The sequence below is a fragment of the Tritonibacter scottomollicae genome (assembly GCF_032924845.1).
In the GTDB taxonomy this organism is placed as follows: Bacteria; Pseudomonadota; Alphaproteobacteria; order Rhodobacterales; family Rhodobacteraceae; genus Epibacterium; species Epibacterium scottomollicae.
The window spans coordinates 650,547-664,861 of record NZ_CP136704.1; the positions used below are offsets into that span (position 1 = coordinate 650,547).

At 60.5% G+C, this 14,315-nt stretch carries 11 protein-coding genes; all 11 read right to left on the reverse strand.

Going from position 1 to position 14,315, the window contains the following annotated elements:
• Window positions 1-28 precede the first annotated feature (28 nt).
• The 11 genes from R1T40_RS03680 to R1T40_RS03730 all read right to left on the reverse strand — a co-directional run bounded on the left by R1T40_RS03680 (window position 29) and on the right by R1T40_RS03730 (window position 14,262).
• On the reverse strand, window positions 29-3,466 hold the full coding sequence (locus tag R1T40_RS03680; protein ID WP_317385914.1) for an AAA family ATPase: 3,438 nt from the start codon (window positions 3,464-3,466) through the stop codon (window positions 29-31).
• Complete coding sequence (locus R1T40_RS03685; RefSeq protein WP_317385915.1) at window positions 3,466-4,701, reverse strand: metallophosphoesterase family protein; 1,236 nt, start codon at window positions 4,699-4,701, stop codon at window positions 3,466-3,468. The genes R1T40_RS03680 and R1T40_RS03685 overlap by 1 nt, the downstream gene beginning before the upstream one ends.
• Before the next feature lie 261 nt (window positions 4,702-4,962).
• Window positions 4,963-5,589: a DUF2147 domain-containing protein gene (locus R1T40_RS03690; protein WP_317385916.1), complete on the reverse strand. Its 627-nt coding sequence runs from the start codon at window positions 5,587-5,589 to the stop codon at window positions 4,963-4,965.
• 335 nt (window positions 5,590-5,924) lie between these two features.
• Complete coding sequence (locus R1T40_RS03695) at window positions 5,925-7,241, reverse strand: TRAP transporter large permease (RefSeq protein WP_106164489.1); 1,317 nt, start codon at window positions 7,239-7,241, stop codon at window positions 5,925-5,927.
• Between the two features lie 11 nt (window positions 7,242-7,252).
• Complete coding sequence (locus R1T40_RS03700) at window positions 7,253-7,753, reverse strand: TRAP transporter small permease (RefSeq protein WP_106164594.1); 501 nt, start codon at window positions 7,751-7,753, stop codon at window positions 7,253-7,255.
• 40 nt (window positions 7,754-7,793) lie between these two features.
• Window positions 7,794-8,762: a TRAP transporter substrate-binding protein DctP gene (gene dctP / locus R1T40_RS03705; RefSeq protein WP_317385917.1), complete on the reverse strand. Its 969-nt coding sequence runs from the start codon at window positions 8,760-8,762 to the stop codon at window positions 7,794-7,796.
• A gap of 317 nt (window positions 8,763-9,079) precedes the next feature.
• Window positions 9,080-9,943, reverse strand: coding sequence for an ABC transporter ATP-binding protein (locus tag R1T40_RS03710; RefSeq protein ID WP_317385918.1), 864 nt, complete (start codon window positions 9,941-9,943; stop codon window positions 9,080-9,082).
• Window positions 9,943-10,809, reverse strand: a complete 867-nt coding sequence (locus R1T40_RS03715; protein WP_317385919.1) for an ABC transporter ATP-binding protein — start codon at window positions 10,807-10,809, stop codon at window positions 9,943-9,945. The genes R1T40_RS03710 and R1T40_RS03715 overlap by 1 nt, the downstream gene beginning before the upstream one ends.
• Window positions 10,806-11,672, reverse strand: a complete 867-nt coding sequence (locus R1T40_RS03720) for an ABC transporter permease (RefSeq protein ID WP_317385920.1) — start codon at window positions 11,670-11,672, stop codon at window positions 10,806-10,808. Before R1T40_RS03720 ends, R1T40_RS03715 begins: the two co-directional genes overlap by 4 nt.
• Window positions 11,665-12,672 (reverse strand): ABC transporter permease, encoded by a 1,008-nt coding sequence (locus tag R1T40_RS03725; RefSeq protein ID WP_317385921.1) that lies wholly within the window; start codon window positions 12,670-12,672, stop codon window positions 11,665-11,667. Before R1T40_RS03725 ends, R1T40_RS03720 begins: the two co-directional genes overlap by 8 nt.
• Before the next feature lie 60 nt (window positions 12,673-12,732).
• Window positions 12,733-14,262 carry an ABC transporter substrate-binding protein gene (locus R1T40_RS03730; protein ID WP_317385922.1) on the reverse strand — a complete coding sequence of 510 codons (1,530 nt, stop codon included), beginning with the start codon at window positions 14,260-14,262 and terminating at the stop codon, window positions 12,733-12,735.
• Window positions 14,263-14,315: the final 53 nt, after the last annotated feature.

Genomic DNA, 14,315 nt, shown 5'->3' on the forward strand with positions numbered 1-14,315 from the left:
AAGACAGATCCGCCAAGGCCGCCGCGCTCTAAAGCTCATGAACAATGGGTGGCGTGGTGCAAACGGCCTTGGCGATATCGACCACATGGCGGTGATGGGTCAGGTAAATCGCCTGTCCGCGTCTACCTATGGTTTCCATGACGCGACACGCGGCACTGGTGCGCGCCTCATCGAAGGTTTCAAAAATATCATCGCAGAAAAAGGGAAGTGTCGTGCCTTGAGCGACAAGCTGATCGTGCGCCGCTGCACGCAGTGCCAGATACAGCTGGAACCGCGTGCCCTTTGACATTTCATCCGCCCTTTTGCTGACGCCATTATTGTCAACGGCCAGCAAAACCTCGCTATCCTTGTCGATCTGGGTGCTGAGGGAGGGGTAGGCACCGTGTGTGAGGCTGGAGAAACACTGCTCTGTCGCCGTTAGCATTCCGCTGCGGTGACTGTCACGGTAGCGTCGAATTGCGTCGGAGGCGAGGTGATGACCCAAGGACAACTCAAGATGCTCCACTGCAGCGTCCTCCAACTGAAGTTCCAGCATCGCCTTTTGTTCGACCAGCGTGGCAACCGCGTCGTCGCCCTTGATCGCGGCAAGGGCATGTTCCGCCGTGACCCGCGCTTGGGTTGATCGGGTCAGCTCTTCTTCGGCGTGGGAAAGGTCGGAGCCGTGGCTTTCCAGTGCGGCCTCCAGTGCGGCGACCGAGGTTCGAGAAAGCTCAGCCCGAGCCGCCTCCATATCGGTGGTTTCAAGCTCGGACAGGACTTCGCGGGTGCGCTTTTCAAGCAAGGCGCGGTCTTCGATCACCTTCTGTGCGCGGGTTACGACCTCACGCAGACGATCAACATCCTGCAGCGCGTCAGGCTTCGGGAAGATTGATGCGATCGCCGCGACCTCTTGATCGATGGCATTTTGCGCTTTTGTGTGGGTGTCTTTGTCGGCCTTGGCGGCCGCTATTGCAGTGTCGATTGCCTCGCGCTTCTCCCGCGCCAAGCGCGCGTCTTCCGCGAGTGATTTGAGCGTCGCGTATGTTTCGGCGGCCGTGGTTTGGGCTGGAACATCATGAGCGTGCGCTAAGGTGCTGACTTCCGTGATGAACTGCTTTTGGTCTGCCTGCATTGTTGTGACCCTTCGCGCAGCATTCGCGCGGGTCTTCTCGTACTCGCGCAAGGCGCGCAGCGGTTCCAAAGAGGCCATCAGACGTTCTGGCGAAAGCAGCGCTCCGGCAAGGTCATTGACAAGCGCGCGCCAGGTCCGGTTGGCACTTTCCTTGGCTTTAAGTGCGTCTGCGTGGCGCTCTCTACGACGGCAAAGATCACGTTGCGCCTGTTGCAGTAGGTGCTCGGCCTTTACGCGCATCTCTGCTTGTTTGCGCTCCTCCTCGGCCAGACGTCTTGCCGTTTTCAGGGCGATATCGAGATCTGCAGGAGCGACCGGCAGGACAGCTGAAAGCTCTGCCATCAGGGCGTCGGCGCGCTGCAGTGTTGATTGATGCGCCTCTTGCGTTTCCCAAAGGGCCTGAGCGTCGTCACTGGCCACCTCGTGTCGATGCACCCATTCCAGCCACTCGGCAGGCATGATGCTGGCGGCAAGCCCCACTTGGGTTGCTGCCGCATGGACCGCCGCCTCAATGTTAGAGAGTTCTTGGCGCAGGGATGCGAGACGCGTTTCGGTCTGTGCTGCGCGTGCGCGCGCCTCGGCCTCGGCCTGTGAAATCTCGCGCAGCTGTGCCAGTTCGCGATGCTGCGCCAATCGCGCATCTGCGGCATTGTCATGCAGTTGCATCGCCGTGTGAAAACTGTTGGCAGTGCCGGTGTCTAATGCGGCGAGATGCTCTGACCATCGAGCGTCACGCAGCCCGCGCAACTCCTCAGATTCTGCGTCAGAGACGATCTTTGCACTCCGTGTCAGTGCGTTGGCGTGGGCGGCGCGCGCCTCCGCGTCCTCTAGGTACTCGTCCCGTTTGTCCGTCGTCTTGCGAAGCTCACGCAGCAACTCCTGATGGCGTTCGGACCAGATTATTGCCTGCTGGCGCGAACTTGGGCAGACGGGCGGCGCGTCGAATGTGACACCGTTGAACGCGAGCGCCGAAAGGGCTCGTCGGAGCTTTGCCTGCGCAACCCCGATTGCTTGCAGCGCAGCTGCATGGGCGGGCGCAAGGCTGTCCGCATCAAACCGGAGCAGAATGTCACCAACCTTTTCCGGAGTCTCAGAGGATGGCATGTCAGCTTGCAAGGCTTGGGTGGCGGCGCCCACGCGCTCTTGCAGTTCTACGACTTCGTCGGCCTCGGCCGCTTCTTTTGAAATGGCCAAGCGCAGCCGCTCTCCGGCAGTCTCCAATTCGGCGATATCGGCGCTCGACAGGATAAGGTCTTGCAGATCCGTATCCGGCGATGTGATGCCTAGATCCACGGCTGCCTGCCGCATGGCTGTCTCTGCCGCTTGATGTTCGTCCTGTCGCCTTTTGAGGTCGAGATGTGCAGTGCGGTCGCGCGCAGCAAGGTCCTCCAGCGCCTCCAAGGCGGTCGCGAGCTCAAGACGCTCTGGCGCAACCGTGAGCGCTGCGCGATCTTTTTCCAGTGCCGCGATTTCATCGGTCAGGCGTGCAATGTTCTGCGTGGCGACGCCGCGATCACTGCGCAGCTCAATCAGGCGCTCGGGATGAAAGTCGAGATGCTCGGGATAATCGGACCAAGGCGCTATGTTTTGCTCAAGCTCGCGTATCTCAGCGATCAGCGGCAGGGCGCGTCGTTGCGCCTCTGTGCGGGCCTTCGCTCTGTTTAACGCATCGCGTGCCGTGCGCGCTGCCTGTTCGGCGACCTGTGCCTTCCCAAGATCTCGTTTGAGCGCCTTCCACGCGCTGGCGGTCACGTCGCGCGCCTTGATGTCCTTTTCGACTTCCATCAGCGCGCGTTTTAGTTCTGCGATGCGTGTGGTGCGGCCGCGTTTTTTCCAGAGCGCGTCAGCCCTTTCACGAATACCGTCCAGAACGCTGCTGAGGTCGGCGACCCCCGCCGCAGCAGAAAAGAGCAGGCGCCCTATATCGCCTTCGGCGTTGGCGATTTCCTCGCCGCCCCTTTCGATCGTTTCATCGTCGAGGCAAAGAAGGCGGCGGTAATCCAGTTCTGACAGGCCGGCCAGATGAGCGGACAGCGCCGCTTCCGGTACGGGAGTACCAGTATCATCCACCAGCGCGCCATTATTGGTAGGCAGACGGGTGAAATTTCGCAGCTCCCCGTCGAAATCCAGCATCGCGGAGATTTTCAGGTTCTTGCGCGGGTGCTTGAACGCGTAGCTCTCGCGTGTTGGAAAGCCGTAAAACAGCCGCAAGACGGCTTCCATCGTGGTGGTTTTACCAGCTTCGTTGGGGCCATAGATGATGTGAAAATCATGACCATCACCCGCAGGTCCGAAGTCGAACTGCCGGTTGGTAAAATGGCCGAAACGGTCGAGGGAAAGCCGTTGGATCCGCATTATTTCTCCACGCCCTTCATCTGCGCGAGCACAAGATCTGCGCCCGCTTTCGCGAGGCGCTCGACCAAGGCATCTCGCTCGGCCTCATCCGCCATCAGTCTGTCGCGTATCGTGGCAGGCAGAGCTTGCAGAACTGTCTCAACCTCGGTGCGCGCGAGCTCCGTGAACCCCGGTTCCGTGCGGATTGTCGCCATGGTTGTGGCCAGCTCGTCCGAGGCGTTGCCGGCCGTGTCATTCGCGCTTGGTGGTGAAAAGGCGAACAGCAGCTTGTCGATCCAAAGATTGCCAGCGCTCTCGGCGAGTTCGCCCAGTTGTTCGCTCCAGACATCTCGGTCCCTGAGGAATTTCCAATGGCGGGCAGGGCAACCGGTCAGAGACAAGCGGAGGACGCCTGCGGGTGCAGAGATTGCGTGCCGCGTCTCTTTTAGGTGGGTCTTGAGCAGTGCGCGCAGGGTCTCGTTATTGTCGGCTTCGGTCACGTCCAGCTCGGTATGGACAAATTCTACGACAGATGTGGGCACTTCACTCACATTGATGCATCCACGATCAATCGTCAGAAGTGTCGCGGACTTGGGGCCAGCCTCGCCGATATCACGGCCCTGTGGCATGCCGGGCATCACAACCCATGGTGTTCGCGAATGTACCTGCCGCTTGTGGATGTGACCAAGCGCCCAGTAATCAAACCCCATCTCGGTCAGTGCGGTGATGCTGCAAGGGGCATAGTCATCATGACCTGCAGCCCCCCCAAGAGAGCTGTGCAGCATCGCAATGTTCACCGCACCCGGCACCGGTGATTTGAAGCGCGGGAGAAGGCTGTCCGGGGCATGGCTATCGGCAAAGCTGACACCGTGAATCCAGATGTCATCGTTCAGTTGTTTCTTGCCCCCGCGCGCGTCGAACACATGCACATGGGCGGGCAGGTCGAGGGCTCCGGCTATCGGATTCTCCGCGTCATGGTTTCCCTTGATGTAGAAGACTTCGATACCCGCCTCACCAAGCCGATCCAGTTCTGCCAACAAGAAAGCGCCGGTTGTAGCCGTGCGTTCCTTGCCGTCGAAGAGATCACCGGCAATCAGAAATGCGGCGACCTCTTCGGAAATCGCACGGTCGATCAACTGGCTGAAGGCACTTCGGGACGCTGCTGCAATGGTGTCGCGCAGGCCAGAATTTCTCAGCGCAAGTGATCGGAGTGGTGAATCCAAGTGGAGGTCGGCAGTGTGAAGTATTTTTATCAATATTGTCCCCTCGTCGGGGCGAATGAAGCAAGAATCCAGGCTCGGAACAATAGAGAAAGCCTTGCCTTGCGTTGTTGAGTAGCACGCCAAGCGCTGCTGGCCTTTGTTCTCAAGAGTTTGCGGGAGAATACATCAAAAGCTCACCCGCCTGCGGATCTATGAAATCCACCCCCCTGTTTCCGGATCACCGTCGTATGGCCGCACAACAGGAGAGGCGGCGCGGTAGATCCTGTCCTGCTTCCGTCAGGCGTCAAAGTAAGGTCAGAGGGCGTCGCTGCACAGTTGCTGCGGTTTTGCTGTGCGGACCCAGCTGAAGGTCTCGCCCAGGTGTTTCTTGCCGATGATGGCACGCGTTGCGTAGGAAACCGTCGCGAATACGGGCAGCTCTCCGGTGGCGGCAGCCACGCCCAGGTCGACCGCTTCGTCAATGCTGGCTCCGTAATAGGCGCGCGCTTCGATCACATTGTGCGACGTCATTGATATGATGAGATTGAGGTCTTCGCCGTCTCCGGGATCATAAAATCGACCTGCATATGACTGAGGCTCTTTGGTTGCTTCGAGATCGGAGATGACGACACTGTTGCAGATCTTTTGCCCCCAGGCGAAAAGGTCAGGGTTGAAAGCGTCGCGCGCGTTTGGGTCTCCCTCAAAGACAACAAGCCGACCGCAGAGCTTTTCTGATCCCGTCTCACAGGGTTCTATCAAGACGGTATTTGGGGCATCGCTCAGTGTCCAATACCCCTCCAGCGGACTGATGGCTCTGGCCACAATCTCCCCTTCCTGATCAGAGGCCGCACAGGCTCCAACGGCAATGGATACCAAAAGTGCCATGTCGCGCAGGGTCAGTCCGGATATCGGCCACCCTCCGCTGGATTTTGTGATTTTCATTCGCCGCTCCCCGCCTCTGTCAGATGTTTCGCGAGTTAGCGGTAGAGCGTTGGGATCGCGCGCAGAATATGTGGAGGCGTCGTGAAGGAGGGGCCGATCGGGTGTCAGGTCGCCGACACAGTTCTGGTCAGCATGTCAGCGGAGGCCGGGTCTCGGTGGTTCGGCCCACAGGGTATTGCGCAGGGATACGCCGGGCTGTGGCAGATGAACGGGGGCGGCGAGAGCCTTGTGGCTCCGCTTCTCCGGGCCCGCGTCATGGCGGGCCCGGAGAACGGCACAGAGTGCCGTGGTTGGCGATCACGTGTCGCCCGGTGCGCCTGTTCGGGACAGACGGCTCAGTGCGCCATCAACCCCGGTAGCCAGGTGCCGATGGCAGGTTGCCAGACGATCAATGCCAATACCGCGAGCTTGATGACAAGGAATGGCGTCACAGCCGCATATATATGCTTCATGCCGATCCCCTCGGGCGCGACGCCGCGCATCACGAACAACAGCAGGCCAAACGGCGGGGTCAGCAGTCCGATCTCCATGGTCAGGAGATAGACGACGCCGAGAACCAGCTCGTTGATGCCCAGTTGCGCCGCCAGCGGCACAAACACCGGCACCGTGACCATCAGCATCGAAACCTGATCCACGAAACATCCCAGGAACAGCAGGATCAGGATCATGCCCACCAGTACCATCGTCGGGGTCGGGTCCACAGCATTGATTGCAGCAATCAGACCATTGGTGGCGCCACTGAACGACAGAACCTGCGCAAATGTCTGGCTGGCCGCCATGATGAAGAGGATCATCACCGAGAGTTTGACCGTTTCCATCAATGCCTTGGCGATCTTGCTCAGCGACAGGGCGCGGTAGGCGGCCCCGATCACAAGTGCTGCGAGACAGCCAAGAGCGGCGGATTCTGTCGGGGTGGCAAACCCCATCAGCAGGCTTCCGATCACCACCGCGAACAGCACGGACAGGGGCGCGACGTAGATCATGAAGGGACGCCAACGCTCTGCAAGTGTCATCTCGGGCAGATCATCCGGCGGGGCAACGCTGGGGTCCAGGATGCTGCGACCGATGATGTAGACGACAAAGGCACCGGCCAGCATCAGCGCAGGGATCACGCCCGCGATCAACAGGCCCGAGATGGAGATGCCCGCAAGGCTGCCGACCAGAACTGCCAGGGCTGACGGGGGGATCAGCATCGCGATCGCGCCAGAGGCCATGATCGGCCCCATGGCCATCGTCGGATGGTAGCCGCGTTGCAGCATGCCCGGCATCAATGTGGAGCCCAGCATGGCCGTATTGGCGATGGTAGAGCCGGACAGAGCGGCAAAGATCGTGCCGCCAAAGACGGTGACCACCGACAGGCGGCCAGGCACCCGGGTCACCACGCGTTCGATCGCATCTATGGCCCTGTGGGCAATGCCGGTTTGAAACAGAATTTCCCCCATCAGGATGAACAGGGGTATCGGGGCCATCTGAAAATTGGCCACCGACTGAGTGGAGTTTCGGGCCAGTTGCAGCAGGCCGCGATCCCCGCCCAACACCTCGAACGCGCCGATCATGGTGACGGTGATAAAGGCAAAGGCGACCGGAAGGCCGATCAGCAGCAGGACCGCCAGCCCCCCCAGCATCAGCGAAAGCGTGAGAATCCAATCCATGGGATTTCCTTTCAGAGGCCGGTCAGCGGCGCAGAGTCTTCGGAGGGTTGGAAGATTTTGCGCAGGAATTCGATCATGCACAGAAGCATCGACAGCGGCAGGACGGTCAGTGTCCACCATTCAGGAAAGGTGAACGCGGTGCGCACCATGGAGCCGCGCGCGTAGGATTGCATCAGGGCCTGCAGTCCGGCCCAGCCAAGCGCGGCACAGGTGATGGCCCCCAGCAGGCAGGTCAGGATTGCGGCCACGCGTGCCCCACGCGGCGGCAGCCCGCGGGTTACGAGGTCGACCTGTACATGGGCGTCCAGTCGCAGCACCCAAGGGGCGCCCAGAAAGGCGATGGCCATCAGACCGTACTCGATGACATCAAGCGCGCCGTAGATCACCGGCAGGCCCAGGTTGCGCAGAAACACATTTAACGGGATCACCAGCGTGATCGCCGCAAGGATGGCGGCGGCGAGCACGGCAAGGCCAGTGGTCAGCGCGCCGAAGCAGCGGTTGAAGTTCATCATGGGAACAACGGCGGAGCGACCAGAGGCCGCCCCAGCCACTTCACTTTGTCAGACAGGATTGCAGTTGCTGGCCAAGCTCAGCGTCGATTTCCATCACCTCGCCCCAGCCTTCGGATTGGGCGGTCTCAGCCCATAGCTCCTTGTCGGCGCCGTCAAAGGTGACGGTTTCAATGCCAGCTTCCGCCTGTGCTTCTGCTTCGGCCTGATTGCGCGCGATGTTTTCTTCGTTCTGCGTCTCGATCCAGGTGGCGGCCTGTTCCAACAGCGCCTGTTGATCGGCGCTCAGGTCGTTCCAGCGATCCATGTTCACCAGGAAATTCACATCCACCTGATAAAAACCAGGGTCGACCCGGTAGGCTGTCTGCTCGTGCCAACCAAGATCAAGAACCCCCTGGCTGGGCCAGCCATAGCCATCAATCGCACCGCGTTCGAGGGCGGTATAGACCTCGCCCGGGGCGGTGCGCACAAGGGTTGCCCCCAGCTTTTCAAACATCGCGCGATAGACTGGCGTGGTGCGAATGGTCAGACCCGTCAGGTCCGGACCCTCCAGCGGTTTCGCCAGATACAGGTGATAGTTCATGTTGTCGCCCACGCGTGCGAGGTATTTCACATTCATCTGCTGCTGGTGAATGCTGTCGATCAGCTCATAGCAGCCATTGGCGCGCTGGTCCTGAATGGTGTTTTGCGCCAGATGCAGCGCATCACCGGTGGGCAGCAGGTTGGGATAATAGGCTGTGGTGTTGTTCGCGATATCGACGATGCCAGCCTGAACCGCGTTGCCCAGTTCAAAGGGCGGCACTGCCTCGGGCCCGCCCAGCAGGTCGATCTGAACCAGACCTGTGCCGTTTTCATTGACCCAGTCGACAAAGGCTTCGAAGTCGCGGGAGAAAGTTGTGCCGGTGGCAAAGGCCGTGACAGCCTTCAGCGTCACCTCTTCGGCTTGAACGCCGGCTGCGGTGAAGGTTGAGGCGCCAAAAAACGCGGCAGTGGCGAGTGAGCGGATGGTCATAGTCGGTCTCCCTGGGTGAGTGTGCTGGCGCGGAGCGGGCGCTTCTGAGCCTCTTGGTGTTCCGTATCCATATCGAAAAGCGTAGAGCCTCATTCTCAATTCTTCAAGCATGAAGCTTTAAGTCTGAAATAAAAATGCGACGGATCTTGGGGTGTGGTGATTTTTGCAACCTCAATGCGCCAAGTCGCGCAAGAATGTGAATTTTTCGCCCGCGCAGCGCACTGGCGCGACAGGGGCGATATTTTGATCGTCTCCGTTGGTCCAAACTGGATCTCGCTACGCCAGCGCGGACTGTGGCGTTGTCTTGTGTTACATGGTCAGTCGAACCATTTGTCGTCCAGCTCTGGCAGTGGAATGGCATCGAGCAGCAGGCGCGTGATCTCGGATTGCGGGGCGGCAAAGACCTGCTCTACGGAGCCATTCTCCAGAATTTCACCACGGTTCAATACAATGACATTGTCGCATAGGTGCCGGATCACGCTCAGATCATGGCTGATGAAGGCGATGGTCAGGTTCATCTCCTGCGCCAGCGATTTGAGCAGCGACAGCACCTGCGCCTGGCTGGAGACATCAAGGCCCGAAACGATCTCGTCGGCCAGAATGAACTCCGGCTCTAGTGCGATCGCGCGGGCGATGCCGACGCGCTGGCGCTGCCCGCCGGAAAGCTCATGCGGATACCGCTCGCCAAAGCTGGGATCGAGGCCGACACGTTCCAGCGCCCGCAGGGCCTGATCCCGACGCGCGGCGCTTCCGCTGCGGCTGGACGTGTCATTCGCGTAGCGCGCCAGTGGGGCTGCAACGATGCGCCAGATCTTGTGGCGCGGATTGAGGGACGACATCGGATCCTGAAAGATCATCTGCAAGTTTCGCCGCAGGGGACGCAACGCCGCCTCGTCCAGCGTGGCGATATCTTGTCCATTGAGCAGAACCTGACCGGCATCCGGGCGCAGCAGACGCACGAGAACCCGCCCCAAGGTCGATTTGCCGGAGCCACTCTCGCCAACGATGCCGGTGATCTGGCCCCGCGGCAGATCAAGATCGAGACCTTTCAGAACCTCGATCCGGGGTGCGGGGGCAAACAGCGGCTTATGGGCGGTATCGGGAAAGGACAGGCGCAGGCCGCGCACCGAAAACAACGCCGGAGCGGGAGCCGTCTGTGGGCAGATCAAGGGAGCGGCCATCACCAGATCTCCTCCTGTGCGATCTTTGATTTCATCTGTGCGATCAGTTCGGGCGGCACCGGAGAGAAGCTGCGAGCGGGGTCGGCATAGCTGGGCGTGGCGGCAATCAGCGCGCGCGTGTAGGGATGCGTCGGACTGGAGAAGATCGCCTCGGTGGTTGAATCCTCCATGACGCGGCCTTGAAACAGCACGGATACTTTCTGGCAGATCTTGGCCACGACCCCCATGTCGTGGGTGACAAACAGCACTGCGGTGCCAACTTCCTTTTGCAACTCTCTGATAAGTTTCAGAATCTGCTTCTGTACGGTGACGTCCAGCGCAGTGGTCGGCTCGTCCGCCACAATCAGGGGCGGCGAGGGTGCAAAGGCTGCTGCGATCAGAATGCGCTGACGCATGCCGCCGGACAGTTCATGCGGGTAGCTGCGCATGACACGCGCCGGATCACGAATTTCGACCCGATCCAGCAATTCCAGTGCCCGCGTCTGCGCACGTTCAGCAGACCAGCCATGGATGCGGGTCAGCGGGTCGGTGATCTGCGGCGCGATCCGGCGTACCGGGTTTAGTGCGGTGAGCGGGTCCTGCGGGATCAGGGCGGCACTCTGGGCAACGCAATGGCGTCTCTGGGCGGCGTTGAGGTGAACCAGTGCCTGACCCCTGAGGAATATCTGACCGCCGGTCACCCGTGTCGCCGGAGGCAGGGTGCCCAGAACGGCCTTGCCGATCATCGACTTGCCAGCGCCGCTTTCCCCAACTAGCGCGCGCACCTCTCCGGGCTCTAGCGTCAGGTTGACCTGTCTCAGAAGCGGCAAGCCGCTGCGCAGCGATACGGTCAGATTCTGGATGTTCAGCGTCGAGGACATGGTCATTGCAGCACCGGATCAAAGCGTTGTTTCAGCCCTTCGCCGAGCTGCGAGAAGCTCAGCACCGTGAGGAACAGGGCGATCAGCGGGAACAGCAGCACCCACCAGGCAAAGTGGATGGCGTTGCGTCCCTCGGCAATCATGCTGCCCCAGGTCGCCACATCCGACGACAGAGACAGGTTCACGAAGCTGAGGATCGCCTCGACGATCACCGCGATGCCCATCTCCAGCATCAGCAGGGCGACAATCGACGGCAGCACGTTTGGCAGGATTTCCGAAACCAGTGTGGTCAGTCGCCGGGCGCCGCCGATCTGGGCGCTGTCCACATAATCCATCTGCGCCTGCACCATGGTCTCGGCGCGGATCACACGGGCAAAGCGGGTCCAGTCAATCAGGGCGATGGCCACGATGACCGAGGTCAGACCAGTGCCCATGACTGCCACCAGCAACACCGCGAACAGCACCGGAGGAAAGGCCATCCAGATCTCGATGAGGCGAGAGATCACCCGGTCCCACCAACCGCCGAAGTACCCGGCCAACAACCCAAGGGTCGAGCCCACCAGACAGGTTGCCGTTGCCGCGATCAGGCTGACACACAGCGCGATGCGGGTGCCGTAGATGACCCGCGACAGAACGTCCCGGCCCAGACTGTCGGTGCCGAGCCAATAGCCCGGTTCCGTGCCGGACATGAAGAACGGCGGAAGGCGTTCGAGGAACAGATCCTGATAGAGCGGATCATGAGGCGCGATCAGCGGTGCAAAGAGGGCCGCCAGACCCAGCGTGGTGATCCAGGCCAATGGCAACCACAGACGCAGGTTGCGGCGCCCTGAGCGGGCACGGGGCGTGGTTTGCAGGGAGACATCAGCCATGACGCAACCTCGGGTTCAAAAGGGTGTAGGACAGATCCACCAGCAGGTTGATGGCCACAAACAGGGCGGCAAACAGCAGCACGATGCCTTGGATCAGCGGCAGATCACGATTGATAACCGCATCGATGGCCATGTTCCCAAGGCCGCCGTAGGCAAAAAGGCGCTCCACGATCACCGTGCCACCGATGAGAAAGGTGAACTGCACCCCAACCAGCGTCAGCGTCGGCAGGGCGGCATTGCGCATGGCGTCCCGCAGGATCACTTGCGTTTCAGAGAACCCGCGCACCCGCGACAAGGTGGTGTAGTCTTGGATCAGAACCTCCTTGAGGTTCTGCTTCAGCAATTGTGCAATCAACGCCGCCAACGGCAGCGCCAACGACAGCGCCGGCATCAGCATATGTGAAAACGCGCTGCCAGCGACGTCGAAACGCCCCCGCAAAAGCCCTTCGATAGCCACGAAGTTGGTGAGGAAATCGAATTCCAGCCTCGGATCCAGACGCCCGGAAATAGACAGGACGGGCCAGAGCACACCAAACAGCAGGACAAACAGCAGCCCCCAGAGGAAATCGGGGATTGAGAGCACAGCGCCACTGGTCAGATCGACAGCGGCCTCCGTCGGACTGCCCCGTCGACGCGCCCCGATCACGGCAGCCACACCGCCGATGGCGACCGCGATCAGCAAGGCAAAAAATGACAGCTCCAGCGTCGCCGGGAGGCGGGACAAGACCAGATCGGCGACCGGCTGGCGCAGGGTGATGGAGGTGCCGAAATCGCCCTGAACCACCCCGCCAATCCAGATGAAGAACTGTTCGACCAGGCTCTTGTCGAACCCGTAGAGGGCCGTCAGCTGGGCGATGTCATCCTCGCTCGCACCTGGCGGCAGCATCATGGCGATCGGATTGCCTGGTGCAACACGCACCAGAACAAAGACAACAACCGCAACGCCAAACAGCGTGACGAGGGTCGTCAACAGACGGGACAGCACTGTCCTGAGAAACATCAAAGGTACTCCGCTTCGATGCTGCCGACCGCAACGGGCCGGCAGCAGGAGATTGACAGATCAGACGGATGTCACGGCCTGGGGCAGCAGGTCGCCCGAGGTATAGGCCGCGACGTTCAGATCCGAGCGGTAGACGATGGGCATCACATATTGCAGGAGCGGGATCACATAGCCCTCTTCAGCAATGTAGCGGGATACGTCCTTGTAGCCCTGAATGCGCTTTTCTTCGTCGGCTTCCACGAACAGCGGGCCGATCTTTTCCACCAGATCCGGCGTGTCCCAGACCGCGTGTGGCGAGGGGCCGAACATGGAAAATCCCGTCGATGTCGACGGATCACCGATGGAATTGCCCCAGTTGTAGAAGGCCGCAGGCGCCAGCTGGTCGGTGGCACGCAGCTCGTAGTGTTTGGCGATCTCGTAAACTTCGATTTCGGCTTCGATGCCGACACGACGCCACAGTCCGACGATGGCCTGCACCATTTCATAATCCTTGGGCTTAAAGCCCTTGGTCGTCTGAATGGTGAACTTGACCGGGTTGTCCGTGGAATAGCCGGACTCTGCCAACAACGCCTTGGCGCGCTCCGGGTCGTAGGGCACCGTGATGCTGTCGTCGAAGGCCGCATAGCCGGGCACTTCGAGGGTGGAGAGCGGCACGCCATAGCCTTTCAGCAGCCGGTCGATGATCAGCTCCTTGTCGATGGCGTGGTGGGCCGCGAGGCGGACATTCTTGTCGAGCATCGGCCCGATGTCGTTGAGGAAGATCATGCCGATATCGGTGATCGGCACCGCCTGACCGGACAGGCCGTCCTTGGCGATCAGGCGGTCGTAATCTTCGTAGGGCATATTGGTGGTAATATCCGCGTTGCCGGATTCCACCTCGGCCACGCGCGAGGTCGCATCGGTCACGAATTTGATCGTCACGGTAGAGAACTCCGGAGCCGCCCCCCAATAGCCGTCGTAGGCTTTCAGGCGGACGTAGGCGCCGGGTTCGAATGTATCCACCATATAGGGGCCAGATCCGATCGGCGCTTTTTCAAACCCTTCGGAGCCGACGCTTTCGTAATAGTCCTTGGGCAGAACAAAGGCCGTCAGAAACGCCATCCATTTGAACAAGGCCGGTTCGAACTCGATCACATCTGCGGTGATGCGCTGCCCGTCGATCTGGAAATTGCCGATCTTGGACCAGACGAACTGCATCGGGTTTCCGGTTTCGGACTGGGCGGCACGGGTCAGCGACCAGACGATGTCATCCGGGGTCAGCGGATCCCCGTTCTGCCAGGTCACCCCTTCGCGGACGGTCATGTGGACCTGGGATTTGTCCTCGCTGAACCCCCAGTCGGTCAGCAGCCCCGCGTCAAAGCTGAGATCCGGGTTCTGGCCGACAAAGCGGTCGAACACCGCCAGGTAGATGGATTGCAGCACCGGGTTGACCGCAGCCGGGCCGGTGGTCGGATCCCAGCTTTGCACAGGCACGTTATAGGCAATGGTCAGGTCGCCCCCGTTCTGGGCGATCACCGGCAGGCCCGAGGCCGCAAGAGCGGTGGCAAAGGCTGAGGTGCCTAGGAAACCACGACGGTTCATAGTGTTCATGTCTTCTCTCTCCTGTTGGCGGGCCTGTTTCGACCCAATTTATTTTTTGTGTT

Coding starts and splice junctions, on each gene's coding strand:
- R1T40_RS03680 (WP_317385914.1), bottom strand. CDS start 3,466: ATGCGGATCCAACGGCTTTCCCTCGACCGTTTCGGCCATTTTACCAAC.
- R1T40_RS03690 (WP_317385916.1), bottom strand. CDS start 5,589: ATGAAAATCACAAAATCCAGCGGAGGGTGGCCGATATCCGGACTGACC.
- R1T40_RS03695 (WP_106164489.1), bottom strand. CDS start 7,241: ATGGATTGGATTCTCACGCTTTCGCTGATGCTGGGGGGGCTGGCGGTC.
- R1T40_RS03700 (WP_106164594.1), bottom strand. CDS start 7,753: ATGATGAACTTCAACCGCTGCTTCGGCGCGCTGACCACTGGCCTTGCC.
- dctP (WP_317385917.1), bottom strand. CDS start 8,762: ATGACCATCCGCTCACTCGCCACTGCCGCGTTTTTTGGCGCCTCAACC.
- R1T40_RS03710 (WP_317385918.1), bottom strand. CDS start 9,943: ATGGCCGCTCCCTTGATCTGCCCACAGACGGCTCCCGCTCCGGCGTTG.
- R1T40_RS03715 (WP_317385919.1), bottom strand. CDS start 10,809: ATGACCATGTCCTCGACGCTGAACATCCAGAATCTGACCGTATCGCTG.
- R1T40_RS03720 (WP_317385920.1), bottom strand. CDS start 11,672: ATGGCTGATGTCTCCCTGCAAACCACGCCCCGTGCCCGCTCAGGGCGC.
- R1T40_RS03725 (WP_317385921.1), bottom strand. CDS start 12,672: ATGTTTCTCAGGACAGTGCTGTCCCGTCTGTTGACGACCCTCGTCACG.
- R1T40_RS03730 (WP_317385922.1), bottom strand. CDS start 14,262: ATGAACACTATGAACCGTCGTGGTTTCCTAGGCACCTCAGCCTTTGCC.